Raw genomic sequence first — 17,338 nt, forward strand, 5'->3', positions numbered from 1 at the left:
CTATAATACCAACCCTCATAGGTAATTGCCCACTCGGAGGGCGCTGGCAAGTTTTCTAGCAATGCGTGGGAATGCAGGGATGGCTGTTGATGTGTTGCATGTCGATGCGCTAGGGCTGCGCTTCTAGATGGCGCGGACTTATGCGTCGCAAATACCAACGCTTATGCAAGGTTTCTCGCTGGGTATCTATGCGATAACCGCCATGAGTAAACGTTGCCCTGATATAACCGTGATAACTGGTCAAATACTGCTTTACTCCATGATAGTTATACCGTGTAGCCACTTCACTTGCCGGAAACTGCCAACGATTCTCAAACCCTTGGGTAAAAACCACAGCCTCAGGTGCCACGTGCTCTATGAAAATATCAGTAGATGAGGTTTTGCTACCGTGATGGGGCGCAATAAGAATATCTGCCCTCAAATTTGAAAAGCTCGACAATAGCGCACTTCCTACTTCCAAACTTTTATTTATTTCTCGGGTAATCAAAGCGTACTCACTCGCCTTCTCAATATCACCAGGTATAAGAACGCTGCCAGCCTGACTAGAAATTTTAACCACACAGGACATGGCATTGTTATCTTTCTTATTACCCTTCGGCGGCCATAAAAAATCAATGGTTAGATTCTGCCAATGGATACGCTTACCTCGCTCGCATCCCTCTGTCGGCGAATGAAAGCTGGCTTGTGTTGCCAACTTATGCTGCTTGACCGCAGGCAAACCTCCTGCGTGGTCGTTATCACTATGTGTATGAATAACGATATCGATGCTTGAAACCTGTTTACTTTCAAGAAAAGGTAGCAAATGTGCAGTTGCAGTATGAGCAATACCACTAAACTGAGCGCCCGAATCAATTATGATTGCTCTACTCCCTTTAGTGATAGCAATCGCACTAGCTTGGCCAGCATCAAATACGTGAAGCGTCCAAGGTCTATCGTTAACGGGAAGTAATTTTTGAATCGCACTAAAAAAAGGAATGGACAGAAGTAAGATACATATTTTCTTGTAACGCCATCCAGGCAAGAGAAAAATAACTAAAGCGGCAAGCATACATAGCATAGCACCATTACCAAGGTGAGTATTAACAGCACTTATTGAAAAGCGACTAAGCAGGTTCAAGGTTGACAATAAATACCCCAAACACGCATCGCTTGTATTAAATAGTATGCTTGCAAATTGTTGGACTGGGCCCAAATGAATAAAATGAAGCAGCAATAGAGAGAGTAAACAAACAGGCAGCAGCAAAGTTATAACGGGTAAGGCAATCAAATTTGCTATTAGCGCAATAATGCTCGCACTATCAAACCAGATGAGCGTTAGCGGCATCATTATTAGCGTTAGCGCTATTTGTAACTTAATTAACGACACATGCCAAGATGTTCGCTGTAGCCCCCATGCGGTCACTAAGAACCAAATACCCACCACCGCACCTACGCTTAAATAAAAACTCGCACTTAACATAGAAAGCGGGAAAAGCAGTAAGCTTAACGTGAGCATAGCTAGCGCAATATTTATTGGCCTCCATGCATTTCTTGAAAGCGACAACACGCAGCCAATAGCTACCAGCACCCACGCACGCACAACAGGCAAGGCGCTGCCGCTTAACAATGCGTAATAAAAACAAATAACCACAAGTAAGCAGAGCACCGTGGTTCTAATCGGCGCTCTAGTCATTAACAAACTTGAACGCCGATTAGTTTTGCTCTCGCCACTACCTGTCGATAATCTTGGGCTTTTTATGCTGGCTAAGAAGTACTGCACATTGCCGTAAATATCGAAAACCTGTCTGAGTATGAAAATTATCGGGTTAAAGGCTAATAAACATACCCCGGCAATAAGTGATAAGTGCATACCGGATATACTAAATATATGACCGGTACCGGTGCGCTGTAACAGCGCCCAGTTGTCTTTCGTAAATCCAGCCTTATCGCCAAGCAGTAGCGCCCGCCACCACGTGAGATGTTTAAGATTCAGCCCCTCTAATGATGTCGCGAGCGCATAGCGCAATGAATGACTATGCGTCGTTTTATCGTGCTCTATAGATTTGATGTATCCGGTAACGTGAATAAACTGACTGACCAGCTGCTGCTGGCGGCTCGCGCCAACAGGATTTGCCGTACCGTATGCAGGTTTAAGTTTAACAACCGCTGTAAACGTATCGCCGTTGTGCAAACATTTAAGTTCAACAGACTTTTCTGACGTTTGAGATGTCGAATCGCGCTTTATATCTTCTAAACCACGCAGTGTAGGTAGCCTTCGCTCAGCTTTGTCATATGAAAATTTATATTGCTTATGTCCAAGGCGAGCTTTAAATCTAAAGGCGTTAGACAAAAAGACGTTTAGAGATGGTGACACTATGCCTTCATCTAAAAATGTTGCGACGCTCTCATCGTTTACCGTCGCAATGCTTACCACATAATGAAAAGCAGTCTCTGCGTTTCTTATTTTTTCAGGAACACATCCCCCCGATAAAACTTGCCCCGTAATTGTGGCATCTTGTTGAATTTTACCGTCGGGCAGTTGCCAAGCGTAGTAAAAATGCCCTACACTCGCCACCCACAGTACACCAAGCAGTAAGCCGCTCACTGCACAACATAGCTGCACCTCTAAAATGGACTGATTTGACGTAAGTTTTGCTAAAGAAAACAGCAAGATGACGACAATGGCTATCACCAATATGGCAATCATCAGCGCCATGGTGTAGGTACTTGGAAGTTTTTGCCAAAAAACCGCACTTATTGCGCCAACGCAAAAACAGCTTAAGCAAGTTGTGATACGATTGACCATGTTTTCACGTAGCAATTGATAGTGGGTAAACGTTGCTCGTGCAAAACTGTAATGCGCAGTCCCGTTTGCGGTTATTTTTACTGTCTTTTATGATTTTATTTTCGAGATGCATTGATATTTATGCCTAAGAAATTTATTCGACGTTTTTTGCCAGATCACCAAAGCATTAAGCAAAACAAAGCGTTAAAAATATTTGGTAGCGTATTGCACGAACCTAATTTATGGCACCTGAACCGTCGTTCTGCATCTGGCGCGTTTGGCATAGGCTTATTTTTTGCGTTCTGGCCAGTGCCGTTTCAAATGTGGCTTTCTGCCGGTTTAGCTATCCCTTTTCGAGCAAACCTTCCCTTGTCTGTTGCAACAGTCTGGATTACAAACCCGTTTACTATTCCACCCATATTTTATGGGGCTTATAAAGTAGGTACTACTGTACTTGGGACCAAACCTGAACATTTTGAATTCCAATTTAGCTGGCAATGGGTGGTAGAAAGCATCAACACTATAGGCCCTGCTTTTCTTGTCGGCTGTGGTATTTGCTCTGTGGTGTTTGGTTTAGCAGGTTACTTTTCATTAAACTGGGTATGGCGCTTTCAAGTGAAAAAAGCGTGGGAGAGACGAAGACAAATGCGCAGCCAAACAGCTCAATAACAAAATGCGCTTAAGGTGAACTGCAATAATTGCTTTCGAGAAGATTTAAAAAAAACGCCACATTTCAAATGTGGCGTTTTTGTTAGGTAACGATACCTTTGTTTAGCACTTATAGTGCGCTAAACTGAAACCGCCTAATGGGAAAGCCTCAAACTCCCCCTGTCCTAGCGTGTAGTTCACGTGATTACTTTTCGTGCTTTGCTAAAAACGCAACCAGCGCGGCTTCATCCCACACGTCTACATCTAGTTCTTGGGCTTTGGTTAATTTAGATCCGGCTTTTTCGCCTGCTACTAAGAAATCAGTGTTCTTACTTACGGATCCTGACACCTTAGCACCAAGTAACTGCAGGCGCGCTTTGGCATCAGAGCGCCCCATTTCACTTAGCGTACCGGTAATAACGCAGGTTTTACCATCTAGTGGCAAGTTATCTGAATCAGGCTTTTCAATGGCGGGCCAGTTGATTCCTTCATTTAAAAGCGCGTCAATCACCTCAGTGTTATGCGACTCGTTGAAGAAGTTGAAAATGTGGGTAGCTACCACCTCACCAACATCTTGCACTTCTACCAAAGCTTCTAAAGATGCATCACGGATCGCTTGCAAGGTTTCAAAGTGCGCAGCCAAGTTAGCCGCGGTCGCTTCCCCTACTTCGCGGATCCCCAAAGCGTATAGGAATTTAGCAAGTGTGGTTTGCTTTGATGCCTCAAGGGATGCCAAAAGCTTGCTTGCAGACTTCTCAGCCATACGCTCTAAACCAACAACGTCACCCAACGACAGGGTAAAGAAGTCTGCGGGGCTGTGGACAAGATCAGCATCTACTAATTGGTCAACGAGCTTGTCACCCAGACCATCGATATCAAACGCTTTACGCGAGGCAAAGTGTTTAAGCGCTTGTTTGCGTTGCGCCGGACAGATTAATCCTCCGGTACAGCGAGCTACGGCTTCATCTTCAAGTTTTTCAACCTGTGAATCACACACTGGGCACTGGCTCGGGAAACTAATGTCAGTTTCATTACCCGTTCGATTTGCTTCTACTACAGAAACCACCTGAGGAATAACGTCGCCGGCGCGACGAATAACAACAGTGTCGCCAACTTTAACGCCCAATCTGGAAATTTCATCCTGATTATGGAGTGTGGCATTTGATACGGTTACGCCCCCTACAAAAACAGGCTCTAAACGCGCTACGGGTGTGATCGCTCCTGTTCTGCCCACTTGAAATTCAACATCTACAAGTTTAGTTACTTCCTCTTGCGCGGGAAACTTCTGCGCAATCGCCCAACGTGGTGCTCGTGCGACAAAACCAAGGGTATTTTGCAATTCAATACGGTCAACCTTAAACACAACGCCATCAATGTCATAAGGTAAGTTGTCGCGCTTTTCCAGAATATGGTTGTAGTAATTTAAACACCCCTTACCGCCTTCAGCAGTATCAATATCTGGGCAAAGCGGCAGACCCCATTTGCCTAACTGAGCAAGGCGCGAGCTGTGGGTTGTAGGCAGTTCAAAGCTTTCTGGTTGTACTACGCCTAGCGAATAAGCATAAAACATCAGCGGGCGTTTAGCGGTGATTTTCGAATCTAACTGACGCAAACTTCCGGCAGCGGCATTGCGCGGATTGGCAAACACCTTCCCGCCCGTTTCTTTTTGATATTCGTTTAATTTCGCAAAGCCGTCCCGCGGCATGAACACTTCACCACGTACCTCGACGCGGTCTGGATAGTGATCGCCGCGAAGGGTTAAAGGGACATTTGAAATCGTACGCACGTTAGCGGTGATGTTTTCGCCTACCTGACCATCTCCCCGCGTTGCAGCGCGAACTAATTCACCGTTTTCGTACAAAATACTTACTGCTAAGCCATCTAATTTAGGCTCACAGCTAAAATCCAAGACCGCCGAATCTTTAAGTCTGTCTTTTAAGCGCTTCTCAAACGCCAATAGAGACTCTTCATCGAAGGCGTTATCTAGCGACAGCATAGGCACATCGTGGGTAACTTGCTCAAATGCAGAAAGCGCAGCGCCTCCCACCTTCTGGCTTGGAGAGTTTGGGCTGTACAATTCAGGATATTGCTTTTCAAGTGCTATTAGCGCCTGCATATCTCTATCATAAACGGCATCGGGAACCGATGGTTCGTCTAGTACATAGTACTGGTAATTGTACTCATTTAACGTGTTGCGAAGTTGTGCAACTTGTTGCTTGGCTTGTTCTAAAGAGTCTGACATGGAGTTGTTTTAACGCCGTATAATTAATTAAAAGTTTTACAATTTGTTGCTTAGGCTACTCAACCCGAACAATTTTTGTTTCAAATAAAGCTGCAAAGCGCCGCCTTTTTAGTCAGCTAGTATAATTTGCAGCCATGCCATAACGCTATTTAATAGAAAAGGACCTGGGTATGAGCCAAGTCCTTTTTATTACGCTATCACGCTAACACGAACAAAACGTGCGATATAGACAGTTAAATATGCTTGCGTCAGCTACGAGCAATCATTCGCTTGCGTTCAAACTCACGAATTTTTTCAACGTATTGCTGTAATCCCTGTTTAGTTAACACACTTCGACGTCCATCTAGCACCTGAGCACCAAACTCATCTGCCAACTTACGAGCAGCGTTGTGCATCATATTGAATACCTGATGAGGGTCGCCTTCAATGGGCAAAATCATAAACAAAGATACACCTTGGGTCTCAAAATTTTCCAAGTTATCAATATCAAAAACACCCGGCTTAAACATGTTAGCAAGGCTAAACAGTACTGGACCTTTACCGTTGGAGTTCACGTGACGATGAAAGATATCTTGGTCGCCAAACTTAAACCCTAGCGTAAGCAACATAGGTAAAAGCGCAGCGCCAGAAATAGCTTCACCCTCAGGTGCCCTTACGTTTAACACCAATACTTCAGGTTCAACGGCAGTTGATTTTGCAGGCTCAGACGCACCGGTCGCACCGTCACTATGTTTATCATTTGCACTAAAGCCCTCTTCATCAAAATCAGGGGTACCTTGCTCACTGGTGTCGAAGTCGATGCGCATTTGGTCATCACCAAAATTAGGCTCTTCGCGCTTTTTAATCGGCGTTTTGTTGCGCTTACTACGTGCAAAACGTCTCGGCTGTTCAGGTTCTTCGCGGCCAACGCGCGATGACGGTGACTCTTCTTGCGTATCTAAACTAAAGTCAGCGACTTCGCGCTCGTTCTTAGCCGGCGCCTGAACGGGTGCTTGTTCTTCTTCAAGCGTAGGGTCTACATAAAACTTTTGCGCAGGACGAACTGGCGCTGCAGGCGTCTGTTCGTATTGGGCCGTTGTTTGAGTATCAGAGTACCCGTTATCCTCGTTGGTTTGCACTGTGTCAGAGGCGTTTTGCGAACTTTCTTCGCGCTGGGATTGTTTCTCAGAAGAAGCTTCATCTTCGCCTTCTCTAAGCAAGAAACCTGGCGGCTCAGGAAAAGCTGCAACGTTTTCACTGCTTTTATTTGTTGCGCTATCAAACGAGCGAGCCTGCCCTTTCATGTGTGGCTTGGGGTTCGTTACCACTGAACCATACAGCTTGGGTGCATCTTGAGCGTCTTCTTTTTCGCTCCCTTTTTCGCCTTCTGTTCCACCCTCTTTTACGACTGGCGACATCGATGAATTATCATTGCTGTTGGCATGAGAGTGTTCTTGGCTAGCGTCGTCTTTCTGGCTTTGGATGTCACTCGAAGAAGCATATTGAGAAGCGTGATTGCTCTCATCGTCACCGAATTTTTGAGGTGCGCTGCCGTTATCTTCGTTATTGAGTGAGTCATCAACCGAAATACTTGAAGGCGCTGCTGCTACTGCACTAGGCTCTTTTGATTCGTTTTGGGAATGGCTAACCACTCGAACCGCACCAATGCCAAGTTCATCAAAGCCTTCCTGTGGCTCGACCTCTAATTCGCCATCATCCTCCTGCCACTGACGGGGCTCTAAGCGCTCTTTTTCCGAAGGCTTACCGCTTTTACGAATTTTCCAAATACCGTGGGCAAGCACAGCAATGATAAAAACCGTGCCTCCAAGGAGTAAAAATAGACGTAATTGATCTTCCATTTAATTTCTTTCGCCCTTTGTTATGCTTCTGCGAAGGCTACAGCTTCGTCAACGTCTACTGCTACCATACGTGAAACTCCAGGTTCCGCCATAGTAACACCGGTTAAGTGACTCGCCATTTCCATCGCTATTTTATTGTGGGTGATATAAATAAACTGCACTGTTTGTGACATTTCTGACACTAAGTTACAAAAGCGCCCTACATTTGCATCATCCAATGGTGCATCTACTTCATCCAGCAAGCAAAATGGCGCCGGATTTAATCTAAAAATAGCAAACACCAATGATAAAGCGGTTAATGCTTTTTCTCCACCGCTTAAGAGGTGAATCGTACTATTTTTCTTACCAGGGGGACGAGCCATTATCGTTACCCCAGTCTCCAATAAGTCGTCATCGGTAAGCGCAAGGTATGCTGACCCACCGCCGAACACCTTAGGAAATAGCATTTTAAGGTCTTCGTTAACCTGCTCAAAAGTGTTTGAAAAGCGCGTGCGTGTTTCTTTATCAATTTTTCGAATAGCGGACTGCAGAGTTTCTAACGCGTCGGTAAGGTCGTTGTGCTGTGTATCTAAATGAGACTTTCGTTGTGACTGGGTTTCATATTCTTCGACCGCAGCTAAATTCACCGCTCCTAAACGCTGAAGGTTGGCTTGTGTTTTTTCAAGGTCTTCTTGCCAACGCTTTTCTTCAGCCTCTTCTGGTAAGGTTTCTAAAATACTTTTGAGCGACAGCTGTGTTTCGTCAAGCTGCTCTAAAATTGTATTCGCGCGTACCCGATACCCTTCAATATCAATATTTAGTTTATCGATATTTGTCTGTCGGCTTTGAATGTCTTTACCTAAAGCCTGATGCCCTTTTTCGGCTTCTCGCAACCACTGTTCAATATCTTCAAGGCTGCGCTGCTTAGCGCTTTTTAGTTGCTCTAGCTCAGCTTTATTCTCTAGCAGAGACTGAAGCTCTGCTTCCTGAATTTCTTCTGGAGACGTAAGATGTGCTAGCTCTTTTTGCAATCTTTCTTTGTTTTTTATGTATTCTTCACGCTGCTCTAGGTTACGCGTAACCTGCTGACTATATAAATTTTGATGATTTTCAAGCTGCTGCTTTCTCAACGCAAGCTCATGATTTTGCGACGTTAATGAATCAACTGAAGCGCGCAATTCAGTGTTAGTTCGCTCATTTTCTTCTCGTTTCGCATTAACTTCGTCAATATGCACTTCGTATTCAAGAATTTGCGCTTCTTGAAGTTCTAACTTTTCAGAAAGTTGCGCTAACTGCTCTTCTTCTTTGGCAAGCATTAACTCTTGTTTTGATAATTCATCATTAAGTTTGGCGCTGCGACTAGACTGCTGCTTTTGCTGCATTTCAAATAAAGAGAGCTTGTTTTTAATCTGAGCCCGTTGATTTTCTTTTTCAGCTAAGGCGTTTTGAGCCGTATGCTTTCGAGCTTCACTTGCTTCAAACGCTTGCTTCGCTTCCTCAATGGAATGCTCAACTTCTTCAATGAGACTTTCAGTGGTTTCAATATCATCTGTAAGCGATTTTATTTTGTTAGCACGCTGCAAAGCACCGTCATTCACCTCACCCGGTTTCACAACCCAGTGAGTACCTGCCCACAAACCTGAAGGTGAGATTGCGCTAGAAAAACCTTCAACATCGCTTTTCATTTCGGTATCAGTTAAGCGTTCCACCTTACTTGCAAGATCTTCATCGTCTTCGCAGAGGTAAATATCATCAAAAAATGCGGGAACCTGTGCCGGTGAAGTGTTGCTACCGCCAAGCTCAGTTAATAAAGCATGAGCTAAAGAGCCGGCTTTTGCCGAACTTACAAACAGGTTTTCGGTGTACACCTTTACGCCGGTGGGCAGACGCGCTTTGTTTTTAAGAAGCTCTTGTACGGGGTAGTTTTTTGCGACTACAGGGTCCTTGGCGTGCTGTAATATAGCCTCAATACAGGGTGCAAGCTTTTGGCTTGAGCTAATTTGTTGCCAAAGCTTTTCTATTCCCTCTAATAGCGTATCTTCAAAGTTAGAAGCGTCTTGCTGAAGTGCTTCTAATGCAGATTTGGTTGATTGGGCGGTTTGTAGCTGACCCAGTGCATCACGACGTTTCGCTTCAATGGCTTGCACTTCAGCATGTTGCTTTTGTACGTTCTCGCTAGCTGCTTGAACTGCCTGTTTACCTTCATCAATATCAAAATTTAGCTCGTTTGCTTGCTCTTCAAACAATGCTATTTGATCTGAGTAGTCTTCGTCATCAAGCTGTTTTAGCTCGTCTTGCAGTTCGCTAATACGCTGGGATGTGCGAAGCTGCATACTCATTGTAGACTGAATTTGGCTATGACACTGTTGCACGTCTTGTCGAAGCTGGTTGTACGTTTGCTCTTGCTCACGTGCTTTTGCGTTAAACTCTCTTAGCGCTTGCTCTACGTCTTCAAAACGCGCTTTTGCATGTTCCAGTTCAGCTTCTTTCAGTACAAGCTCTGGTTCAATGTTTTCAAGCGCCTCGTTTGATACAGCAAGTGCTTCCTGTGCCTCATCAATAGAGTTGTTTAGCAACTCATGCTGTTCGTTGATTCGCGTTAACTCTTGCTCTATTTGCCCTTTTCGCTGTTTCGCATGTAGGGCATTTTGCTCTAATCGCGTTATTGCATTGCTTGTGGTGAATAACTGCTGCTGCAGGTCATCGATGACTTGCTTGGTCTCAACTTGCTTAGTTTTGTACGATTCAAGTCCGGCTTCGTCACCTTGTAGTCTGGCCTTCAAATCATCGACTTCTATTTGCAGTGTTTGCTGCTGCTTTTGCAGCGCTTCAATATGCTCGCTATTTTTAAGAAATCTAATCGCCGCAAGCTGACCTTTTAACTCTCTGGCCTGTGCGCGCAATGTTTTATAGCGGGTTGCAGCGGCAGCTTGTCGCTGTAATTTTTCTAACTGCTTGCCAAGTTCATCGCGCACATCGTTTAAACGTTCGAGGTTGTCTTGGGTGTGCCTGATGCGATTTTCTGTTTCTCTGCGACGCTCTTTGTACTTTGATATACCCGCAGCTTCTTCAATAAACACACGTAACTCTTGCGGCTTAGATTCGATAAGCCGTGAAATCATACCTTGCTCAATAATAGCGTAAGAACGTGGGCCTAGCCCCGTCCCTAAAAACAGATCGGTAACGTCTCGCCTGCGACATTTGGTACCGTTGAGGAAGTACGTCGACGTGGCATCTCGGGTCACTAATCGTTTAACAGACAGCTCGTTATAATTGGCAAATTCGCCCGCGATCCGCCCTGCACTGTTATCGAAAACAAGTTCAACGCTACACTGACCTACGGGTTTCCGTGAAGATGAGCCGTTGAAAATAACGTCTGTCATCGCATCGCCGCGTAAGTTTTTCGCTGAGCTTTCACCTAATACCCAGCGAACAGCATCAATAACATTGGATTTACCACAGCCGTTCGGGCCAACAATGGCTGTCATTTCCCCAAGGAAGGGAATAGTAGTAGGCTCGACAAAGGACTTGAAGCCCGCAAGCTTTATCTTCTTAAGCCTCACGCATCATCCCTCTGATATACAGAGTTATCAGACGAAAGCGTCATAGCTTCAGCCCAATTTGCCTTAACGGGGTGCTGAGTTAGCGGATGATATGCAAATGATGTAATCACACAGAAGGTTCTTTTGTTATTATGTTTTGACTCTACCAAAACTAACAGCTTGTAACAATTAGCATTTCAGCGAGTTAGGCACAGAATGCGCCAAAGGCGTATGATAGAGAAAATAGTTAATAAACAAAGCGTTTAAAAAACGCGAAGGAGTATGAATGAGTTCAGGTGGTGTACATTATTTCTTTGAAGGCTTTTCGCTAATAAAAACGAAAGGGCTAAAGCGTTTCGTGTTCGTGCCCCTCACTATAAACCTTGTTCTGTTTTCCGTTGCTTTTTATTTCTTGTTCGGCCAAATAGAAATGGGCATAGCCTATGTCATCGACCTTGTACCCGAATGGTTAGGCTGGATAAAAACGGCTATCAGTTTCTTCTTATGGCCTTTAGCGGTGATCAGCGTGTTACTCATTTTCGCACTTATTTTTGGCACCCTGGCCAATTGGATTGCGGCGCCTTTCAACGGCGTGTTATCAGAAAAGGTTGAGCGACATTTAACGGGCCAAGACCTGGGGGATGAAGGCGTTATGTCGTTAGTAAAAGACATTCCGCGCACTGTGGGTCGCGAATTGACCAAACTTATGTGGTATTTACCTCGCGCCATCGGATTTTTATTGCTGTTCTTTTTCCTACCTATTATTGGTCAAGTGCTTTGGTTCTTATTCAACGCCTGGATGATGGCTATCCAGTATTGTGACTACCCTTATGATAACCACAAGGTAGATTTCACTCGGATGCGCTTGCACCTGGGCGAACACAAAGGAAAAGCAATGACCTTTGGTATGATGGTAAACGTGTTCTCGCTCATTCCCGTGGTGAACTTCATTGTTATGCCGGTAGCAATTTGTGGTGCAACATCTATGTGGGTAAGAGAGCTAAAGCCTACGCTTCGAGGGTAGCGAGAAATAACCCGTTGCAATACCTGTGAAGGTGGTTGTTGAATAGGACTAATGCGTTATCGAAAAAAAGTTTGCGGCCGCTTATTTGGTGCCGGTAAATGCTTCGTACTCAGCTAGCCAGTGGGCCGCCTCTTTTCGATTACCGCTATTGTGGAAAGCTTGAAAGAAGTTCATGGAAATGGGCCGCTGAGCATTTTGCTTTTCAAGCTGTTGCTGCCAAAGTACCAAATATAAAGGCGGGATCACGCCGCTATCGTGGTGTTCCATGAACGTAATTCTTCGGCTAGGTTTGTAGCTATTAAGCCCCAGCACTGTACAAGTTTTAGCGCGAGCAATAATAGTTGCGGGGTCTATCGCCAGCCAATTATCTACTGTTTCATGCGGTGCATACCAATACTCAGTATCTACGACCACGTTGGGCGGTCTGAAGTCTTCAATTCCGTCTTCATCGCACAGCTTGTTTGCCATACCTTTGCCAATTGGATATTCGTCAGCAAAGCCAGCAAAATGTGCAAGTTCGTGTACGAATACTGAATAAGCGTCACTAATATCTAAATACATCACTCCATTTTGAACATTCGCTTTACCCTGCTCGGCCACCACTACTGCATGGCTAAATTTACCCTTTTTGGCGATATTGGCTAACGGAGTAATATTGCACCCCAAGATTCCCATCCTTTTATAGTTAGCGTCGCATTCCAGCACATCGGTTTTGAGCCAAATAGGCGGAGCTAAACAAATAGAAAGGTTTCTAAGGCGCGAATCATCGTTAAATGACTGATAAAGTTCGTGCGCTCGCATAATGGTCGCCAAGCTTGTAGCGAAAGGTTGAACACGCTGCAGGCAATTTGCTCCTCCCTCCCAACTGAAATCGTTAGATTGCCTTATTGCTTGCGCCACTGAATACGGAGAATAAAGTTTGATGGTCTCTAGCGCTTTTTTCGCTTGTTGATGGCCTTTTTGCGCCGCAAACTTAAAATGTAACTTAGCTTCTGAGGTGTCGCCCTCGCCCCATAAAAGCCTTGCGTACTTAAACGCGCTTTGCATATCTAAGGTTGCTGTAGCTGCCAGCAGTGGCTTGGCTAACTGCTGTTGACCGTGAAGTAGATACCAATCGGCCAGTGCAGCTTGTGCAGGCAAATATTCTTGTGAGGCTGCGCGTATTAACCACTTTTCGCGTTTTTCTGGTGAATCGGTAGACATCGCGAAGGCTAGTTGTGCTTCCGCTACATCGCCAAGTGCTGCTAAGCGCATAAAACGCTCTGATGCACCCTCTTCACCTAAAATTTGGTACAACAACCACGCAGCATCCGCATTTTCTAAACTCACAAGCTTCTCCAGAAAATAGGTCGTTGTATCTTTTTCAATGGAGGCCGTAGAAGAAAAGCCGTTGTTGTAAGCACTCTCAAATATTTCGAGCATATGGGCTTGGGCAGTGTCACTACCCTGCTTTGCAGCCAGCCAAAGGAGGGCTAACGCGTTATCTCGTAGATTATTTTCAGGGGTAGTATTAGCGCTATTTGGGGCAATATTATCGGACTGAGCGCTTTCAGAGGTGCTAGTTTCCTCGCTTTCTGATGAGGCATTATCTACATTTTGATGTGATGGTAACAGAACGCTCATCGCGTTTGAAATAAGTTGAGGAGCGTAGCGCCCGCTATCGCCCGCAACGACAAGCAGTGCGAAGACTGCTAAAAATAAGCCTCGCATAATGCTTTGCGCTTACTCTTCGCTAACTACATCGTTGTTAGCTTTGTCACGCAAACGGTTAAGTTCCATTCTTGCGTAACGATGTTCGACGTAATCGAACACATTTGTGCTTAGTGCAAGCTTGAAGTAATTCGATGCGATGCCGCTATTTCCGCGTAAGGAATGAAACTTGCCTAAGTAAAAATACGCTTCACATAGTCGGTCGGTTAGCGCTTTTTGGCTTTTAACACCGTCTAGCAATGAGTTGAGTACATCGTTTTCATCGACAGTACCTAGAAACAAATCCACCAGTGAAGTTGCCCAATGCTCATTGTCTAGCGTTGGACGAATAGACGCTAAGTAAGTTTGCCCTTCCAGTTCTGACACATCGTAATGAGCGAAGTAAGCCCACAGCGCGCGAAACGGGTCGCTGTTATCTTTTTCAAAAAAGCGGTTAAGATCGTTAATCGCAAGTTCTGCGCGACCGCCATAGTAGAGCGCGATGCCACGGTTTAAGAACGCGAAATCGTACTCTGGGTTAATTTCTATCGTAGAGTCAAAGGCGTCATAAGCCTGAATGAAGTCACTCTGCTGGATGTAATGAATCCCCATAGAATTATACGCTTCAGCTAAATCTGGCTTTAAATTAATTGCCTGGGTGTAATCAAACTGGGCTAAACCCGCAAGGCCTACACTGTCGTAAAGCATGCCTCGTTGAAAATGAAGTTCAGCTTTATCTTCATCTGAAAGCGCCGGGCTCGTTAGCACTTGGTTATAGCGTGCAATCGCCATCTCAGAACGCGGGTTAACAGGTGCAGGCTCGGCTAGAAGCAAATTTCCCATTTGTGGTCTTTCTGAAACAGGGGGTGTTTGCGCACAACCGGTTAAAATAGCAGCGAATAGAGAAAAAAAGATGAGACTAACGTTTCTGCACATGGTAAAAAAGCATTCTATAAAAAAAGAAAAAACCGCCTGAGCATTTAATATACGCTTGTCCGCGGCGTTAATGCCGCCAACCTTCTCGCATTTGATGATAAAAGTAAAGCGTATTGGGTGGTTAACACAGGTAGCTATGAAGAAAAATAATTTAGAACAACTATCACAACTTGCTTTTAACGCACAAAAAAATTCTCATTCACCCTACTCCAATTTTAAAGTGGGTGCCGCTGTGCTTACTCCCAGTGGAGAAACCTTTTCAGGGTGTAACGTGGAAAGCGCGGCCTTCCCTTTAGGCCAATGTGCTGAGGCCACGGCCATAGGAAATATGGTTACGCAGGGCCAAAAACGCATTTCACACATTGTTATTGCTAGCCCGAACGATGAATTTTGTTTCCCGTGTGGCGGTTGTAGACAAAAAATCGCAGAGTTTGCGCCAGATGAAACGCCCGTGACCATGATTAGTCAAAGTGGTGAGAAGTTTGAAACCACCATTGGCGAATTACTTCCCAACGCCTTTAGGGCTCACGATTTAGACAAATAAGTTTAATAACCATACCTTGCAATAAACGAGGCTCTGGCAGTTTTCACATCTACCAGCCTCGTTTTTGCGTTTCTACGCATCAATACGACGCATTTATATATCAGCACATCAATGGCTTGTTAGACTGCTTAATGGACAGTATCCTTCCTTGACTATCAAATGCTAGCGCTACTTGAGTACCCACGTTAATGTCCCCTTCTATACGGCCATTAATATCTAACGATGCAATTAGGCTCTCAGAAACGACAACTTGCTGATTCTCACAATTTACTAATAACCAATAACCATCTTGTGATTGCAATGTAGCTGGCTGCTGGGTTACCGCTTTAGCAACTAAGCTACTCTCAATATACTGGCGAGTATAGGCATTAAAACGTGCTTGATAGTCACTATTGACGTTTTTAGCCAACAATTTATCTTCACCTTCAAAACCGTGGTAATGAACAATACCTACACTGTGTGCAGCAGTTTGCATACTTGCCAAGTGGCGGCTTTGGAATGTTCCGATGTTGTACACCCCGAGCATGGCAACAATAGCAAAAGCCACTGCCGTAAACCGCAGAGTTGATGACGCAAAATAAGCACGAAGATGCGAAGCCAGTGCAGCCAACATACGCTCTGTGTCACTGCCGTTTGTTTTAGCCTTGTTGTGCGCAAGCACGTTGGCGCGTATCAGGGCGTTTGCTTTTTGAGTTGTTGGATCATTTTGCTTTTGGACCAGCTGACTGCGTCTGAAGGCTTCTTGTAGCTCTTTATCTGATATAGACATGATTACAATTTCTCCAGCATAATTTTAAGACTGTCTTTGGCATATCGAATTCGTGTTTTCACCGTTTCTTTTTCAGCGCCGCACATGTCAGCTATTTGCGATAAACTAAAACCCTCAAACTGCAGTGAGAGCGCCTCTTTCTGTTTGTAAGGCAATTGCGCTAAACAAGCTTTAAACACGTCTTTTTCTAACCCTTTAGCCACATTATCTTCTACCGAAGAGTGCGCATGCTTAACTAGCTCAGAAACAGTAAATTGCTCTACAGCTTCGTTACTATATTCAAGCCTGGCGTTTTTACGAAACTCGTCAATAAGTGCTCGCCTACCAATGGTGAACAGCCAAGCCTGGAAATTGTCTCCACTTTTAAATAAATGGCGGTGCTCAATAACTTTTATCCATGTACGCTGGCTTATATCTTCAGCTATGGTGCTATCGCTTAATACCTTAAGAAAATAAAATAGCTTGATGCTGTGTAAATCAAAAAGAGCGGCTAACGATGCTTCATCACCTTTTTCTCTATATTGCAGCATTAGCCTTTCACTCACTCCCAGCGCTTTTTCGCGCTTGCCTTGAAACAGGCTTTGCAAGCTCGCGCCTATACTCATAGGCTATCCTTATTGTTCTAGTTTGAAATCTAATACTACAACCATACCTAGTTGACTAACAGGTTTACCCCCATCCAGCTTAGGCTTGTACTTCCATCTTTTAAGCGCCCGACGTGCTGCTCTATCAAACACACGCTTGGGCTCAGAATCCAATACCTTTATATCAGATACAGCGCCACTAGCACTTACCGTAAACCCGAGCTTTACCCAACCTTCAATACCGTCTCGACTCGCCTGTGGTGGATACGTAGGATCGACTCTAAATTGAGGGGTAGCCTGCATATCACCTTGAGCATTATTTAAATTTATTGATAAATTTAACGCAGTATTAGGAACCTGAGTGTTTATTTCAAAACTACCTGGGCCCTCATTGGGCTCGGGGTCAATGTCGACAATTTGTTGCGGTGGCGTCTTAATTACCTGCTCAATTGGCGCAATAGGCTTTTTTGTAATAATCCGTTCTTCTTCAGGCTGATAAATGACGGGTTCAAAAAACACAGGCGGCGCTTCGCTGATATTCACCTTATCTTGCCTGATAAGCTCTGCCATTAAAACAAATAGTCCGGCGGTTACCGCTCCACCAGCAAGAGCAATAGTGGCAAGGTTTATAGCCCGTTTGTACGAAGGCGCTTTTGCAAAAGGTAGTACGCTGCGTTGTACCAGATGTTGTGAATTAGCGCTTGGTAGAATTGTTGTTTGCATATTGTTCCCCCTTTTTTCACTAAACGGAGGAACTTAAGTAAAGGGGTGAAAATATT

12 protein-coding genes are annotated in these 17,338 nt (G+C 44.7%); 3 read left to right on the plus strand and 9 right to left on the minus strand.

Annotation, left to right across the window (positions count from 1 at the left end):
* Positions 1 to 109: 109 nt before the first annotated feature.
* Positions 110 to 2,785, minus strand: a complete 2,676-nt coding sequence (locus tag D1814_RS17930; protein WP_232368921.1) for a DNA internalization-related competence protein ComEC/Rec2 — start codon at positions 2,783 to 2,785, stop codon at positions 110 to 112.
* A 120-nt stretch (positions 2,786 to 2,905) separates the two neighbouring features.
* Here D1814_RS17930 and D1814_RS17935 point away from each other — a divergent pair, with 120 nt between their 5' ends.
* Entirely contained in the window at positions 2,906 to 3,433 is a 528-nt protein-coding gene (locus D1814_RS17935; protein ID WP_118494979.1) for a DUF2062 domain-containing protein, read from the plus strand.
* 184 nt (positions 3,434 to 3,617) lie between these two features.
* Here the strand turns inward: D1814_RS17935 and ligA are convergent, their stop codons facing one another.
* The 3 genes from ligA to smc all read right to left on the minus strand — a co-directional run bounded on the left by ligA (position 3,618) and on the right by smc (position 11,034).
* Complete coding sequence (gene ligA, locus D1814_RS17940; RefSeq protein ID WP_118494981.1) at positions 3,618 to 5,654, minus strand: NAD-dependent DNA ligase LigA; 2,037 nt, start codon at positions 5,652 to 5,654, stop codon at positions 3,618 to 3,620.
* 248 nt (positions 5,655 to 5,902) lie between these two features.
* The gene (gene zipA / locus D1814_RS17945; RefSeq protein ID WP_118494983.1) at positions 5,903 to 7,492 is read right to left on the minus strand and encodes a cell division protein ZipA; all 1,590 of its coding nucleotides are present in this window, start codon (positions 7,490 to 7,492) and stop codon (positions 5,903 to 5,905) included.
* Between the two features lie 20 nt (positions 7,493 to 7,512).
* Positions 7,513 to 11,034, minus strand: a complete 3,522-nt coding sequence (gene smc, locus D1814_RS17950; RefSeq protein ID WP_118494985.1) for a chromosome segregation protein SMC — start codon at positions 11,032 to 11,034, stop codon at positions 7,513 to 7,515.
* Positions 11,035 to 11,299: 265 nt separating this feature from the next.
* Between smc and cysZ the strand changes: the two genes are divergently transcribed.
* Positions 11,300 to 12,037 (plus strand): sulfate transporter CysZ, encoded by a 738-nt coding sequence (gene cysZ / locus D1814_RS17955; RefSeq protein WP_118494987.1) that lies wholly within the window; start codon positions 11,300 to 11,302, stop codon positions 12,035 to 12,037.
* Positions 12,038 to 12,118: 81 nt separating this feature from the next.
* On the opposite strand, the gene D1814_RS17960 is transcribed toward cysZ, so the two are convergent.
* The gene (locus D1814_RS17960) at positions 12,119 to 13,747 is read right to left on the minus strand and encodes a sel1 repeat family protein (RefSeq protein ID WP_118494989.1); all 1,629 of its coding nucleotides are present in this window, start codon (positions 13,745 to 13,747) and stop codon (positions 12,119 to 12,121) included.
* 12 nt (positions 13,748 to 13,759) lie between these two features.
* On the minus strand, positions 13,760 to 14,662 hold the full coding sequence (gene nlpI, locus D1814_RS17965; RefSeq protein ID WP_118494991.1) for a lipoprotein NlpI: 903 nt from the start codon (positions 14,660 to 14,662) through the stop codon (positions 13,760 to 13,762).
* 136 nt (positions 14,663 to 14,798) lie between these two features.
* On the opposite strand from nlpI, the gene cdd reads away from it, so the two are divergent.
* A complete protein-coding gene (cdd, locus tag D1814_RS17970; protein ID WP_310794143.1) occupies positions 14,799 to 15,206 on the plus strand; it encodes a cytidine deaminase in 408 nt (135 codons plus the stop codon).
* 100 nt (positions 15,207 to 15,306) lie between these two features.
* Here the strand turns inward: cdd and D1814_RS17975 are convergent, their stop codons facing one another.
* The 3 genes from D1814_RS17975 to D1814_RS17985 are packed head-to-tail and all read right to left on the minus strand — an operon-like array spanning position 15,307 to position 17,282.
* Positions 15,307 to 15,975, minus strand: coding sequence for a hypothetical protein (locus tag D1814_RS17975; protein WP_118494993.1), 669 nt, complete (start codon positions 15,973 to 15,975; stop codon positions 15,307 to 15,309).
* Positions 15,976 to 15,977: 2 nt separating this feature from the next.
* Positions 15,978 to 16,580, minus strand: coding sequence for an RNA polymerase sigma factor (locus tag D1814_RS17980; protein ID WP_118494995.1), 603 nt, complete (start codon positions 16,578 to 16,580; stop codon positions 15,978 to 15,980).
* A gap of 9 nt (positions 16,581 to 16,589) precedes the next feature.
* Positions 16,590 to 17,282: an energy transducer TonB gene (locus D1814_RS17985; RefSeq protein WP_118494997.1), complete on the minus strand. Its 693-nt coding sequence runs from the start codon at positions 17,280 to 17,282 to the stop codon at positions 16,590 to 16,592.
* Positions 17,283 to 17,338 lie beyond the last annotated feature (56 nt).

Origin of the sequence: Alteromonas sp. BL110 (assembly GCF_003443615.1) — a bacterium.
GTDB lineage: Bacteria > Pseudomonadota > Gammaproteobacteria > Enterobacterales > Alteromonadaceae > Alteromonas.